Annotated in this window: 2 protein-coding genes and 1 pseudogene; 2 read left to right on the top strand and 1 reads right to left on the bottom strand. The window is 79.2% G+C overall.

Features of this window, described 5'->3' with window-relative positions; translation table 11 throughout:
- Both PYV61_RS23820 and PYV61_RS26670 read left to right on the top strand, forming a co-directional pair.
- Positions 1-1,462, top strand: a 1,462-nt coding sequence (locus PYV61_RS23820; protein WP_275836368.1) for an NAD(P)/FAD-dependent oxidoreductase, incomplete at its 5' end; no start/stop codon positions are given.
- A pseudogene (locus tag PYV61_RS26670) lies at positions 1,459-2,193 on the top strand (D-hexose-6-phosphate mutarotase); the annotation flags it as partial. The gene PYV61_RS23820 and the pseudogene PYV61_RS26670, both read left to right, overlap by 4 nt.
- A 73-nt stretch (positions 2,194-2,266) precedes the next feature.
- On the opposite strand, the gene PYV61_RS23810 reads toward PYV61_RS26670, so the two are convergent.
- On the bottom strand, positions 2,267-2,669 hold a 403-nt coding region (locus tag PYV61_RS23810), incomplete at its 5' end, for a GNAT family N-acetyltransferase (RefSeq protein ID WP_275836366.1).

Genomic DNA, 2,669 nt, shown 5'->3' with positions numbered 1-2,669 from the left:
CGCGCGCGTGCGCGGCGCCCGCGTCCTCGTCGTCGGCGCCGGCGCCGCCGCGCTCACCGCCGCGTGGCGCCTCCGCCAGGCCGGCGTCGACGTGCGCGTGGCCGACGCGCAGACGCGCACCGGCGGGCGCATGCTCTCGCTGCGCGGCCACTTCGCCGACGGGCAGGTCGCGGAGCTGGGCGGGGAGCTGGTCGACACCGGGCACGCGCGCATCCGCGCCCTCGCCGCCGAGCTGGGGCTCGCGCTCGACGACCTGCGGACCGGCGAGCCGTTCGAGGAGGTGTGGCACGTCGGCGGCGCGCGCCGTACCGAGGCGGAGGTCGTGGCCGCGTGGGCGCCCGTCGCGGCGCTCGTCGCGCGCGACCTGCGCGGCCTCGACGTCGACGCCGTCGGCTGGCGCCGCCCCGCGCTCGGCGCGGCGCTCGACCGCGTCTCGGTCGCCGAGTGGCTGGAGACCCGCGGCGTCGGCGGGTGGATGCGCGACCTCCTGCGCGTCGCCTACACCACCGAGTTCGGGATCGAGCCCGACCGCCAGTCGTCGCTCAACCTGCTGACGCTCATCGACCCCGCGCCCGACGCGTTCCGCGTGTTCGGCGACAGCGACGAGCGGTTCCACGTCCGCGGCGGCAACGACCTGATCGTGCGCGGGCTGGCCGAGCGCCTCGGCGAGTCGACGTTCACGCTCGGGCGGCGGCTGGTGGCGCTGTCACCCGGCGCCGGCGGCGGGTGGCGCGCGACCTTCGACGGCGACGGCGGACCGTCCACCGCCGACGCCACGCACGTCGTCCTCGCGGTCCCCTTCACCCTGCTGCGCGAGGTGCGCCTCGACGCGCCGCTGCCGCCGGCGCAGCGGCGCGCGATCGCGGAGCTGGGCTACGGCACCAACGCGAAGCTGATGGTCGGCTTCGGGGAGCGCGTCTGGCGCACGCGCCACGCCGCAAACGGGAGCGTGCTCACCGACCGCCCCTTCCAGCTGACGTGGGAGACGAGCCGCGGGCAGGACGGGCGCGCGGGGATCCTCACCAACTTCACCGGCGGCGCGCGCGGCGTCGCGCTCGGCAACGGCACGCCCGCCGAGCGCGCCGCCGACCTGGCGCGCGAGCTCGACCCGATCCTCCCGGGCGCGGCGGCGGCGCGCGACGGGCGCGAGGCGCGCTTCCACTGGCCCTCGCACCCGTGGACGCGCGGCAGCTACGCGTCGTACCTCGCCGGCCAGTGGACGGCCGTGCGCGGCGCCGAGGGGCTGGCCAGCGGCACGCTGCACTTCGCCGGCGAGCACACCTCGCGCGAGGCGCAGGGGTTCATGGAGGGCGGGTGCGAGAGCGGCGAGCGCGCCGCCCGCGAGGTCCTGTCGTCGCTCGGCGTGCGCGCCGCGGTCTCGCCGTTCCTCCGGCGCGAGCGCGCGCTGCGCACCGACCGCCGGCGCGCGGTCCGTGACGCGGTGGAGGCGCTGCTCGCGTGACCGCCCCACGCCTGCAGATCGCCTCCCCCGACGGCGGGCGCGCCGAGCTCACCCCGCAGGGTGCCCACCTGCTGTCGTGGACGACGCCGGACGGGCGCGAGCGCCTGTTCCTCAGCACGCGGTCGGAGTACCGCGCCGGCGTCGCGATCCGCGGCGGCGTGCCGCTCATCTTCCCGCAGTTCTCCGACCACGGCCCGCTGCCGCGCCACGGCTTCGCGCGCACCGCCGCGTGGGACCCGGTGCACGTCGGCGGCGACCACGCGGTGCTGCGGCTCGCCGACTCGGACGCCACGCGCGCGGTCTGGCCGCACCCCTTCGCCGCCGAGCTGCGGGCGTCGGTCGACGGCGGGGCGCTGTCGGTCACCCTCGCCGTCGCCAACACGGGGAGCGCGCCGCTCGCCTTCACCGCCGCGCTGCACACCTACCTGCGCGTGGCCGACGTCGCGCGCGCCGCGGTGCGCGGGCTGCGCGGCACGCGCTGCCGCGACCAGGCGGCGGGCGGCGCCGAGCGCGTCGACGACGCCGAGACGGTCACGTTCGGCGCAGAGGTCGACCGCGTCTACCTCGGCGCGCCCTCGCCGCTCGCGGTGCTGGAGGACGGCGCGCCCGTGCTCTCCATCGCGGCCGACGGCTTCCCCGACGTCGTCGTCTGGAACCCCGGCCCGGCGAAGGGCGCCGCGCTCGCGGACCTCGAGCCCGGCGGCGCGTCGCGCTTCGTGTGCGTCGAGGCGGCGGTCGTCGGCACGCCCGTGACGCTCGCGCCGGGCGCGCGGTGGAGCGGGACGCAGCGGCTCGTCGCCGCGCTCAGCGCGGGGTCAGCGGCGCCAGCGCGGCGCGCACCGCCTCGCGCGCGCTCGCCGCGCCCGTCGCGTCGGCGCGCAGCCAGTAGCCGACCTCGACGTGGTCCGCGTCGGCGTACGGCACGCGCCCCGTCGGCCCGCGCGGGTACAGCCCGACGCCGCCGAGCACCTCGCGCTCGCCCGGCGGGAAGACGCCGTACAGCCACTCGCGCCCCGCGTCGAAGTCGGCGGCCCAGCGCGCGAGGCGCGCCTGCAGCGCCGGCACCGCCTCCGGCGCCGCGACGCGCGCGGGGATCCACGGGCGCAGGTGCTCCGCGTTCGCGTCGAGCCGGTGCTGCAGCTGCGCGGCGCCCTCGCGGCGCCAGCGGCGCAGCACGAGCCGTTCGGTGCGCAGCCGCGGCGGCGGC

It is taken from the genome of Roseisolibacter sp. H3M3-2 (genome assembly GCF_029211165.1).
Classification (GTDB): domain Bacteria; phylum Gemmatimonadota; class Gemmatimonadetes; order Gemmatimonadales; family Gemmatimonadaceae; genus Roseisolibacter.
The sequence above is the reverse complement of the archived record's forward strand: the minus strand, read 5'-3'. Positions and strand labels throughout refer to the sequence as shown.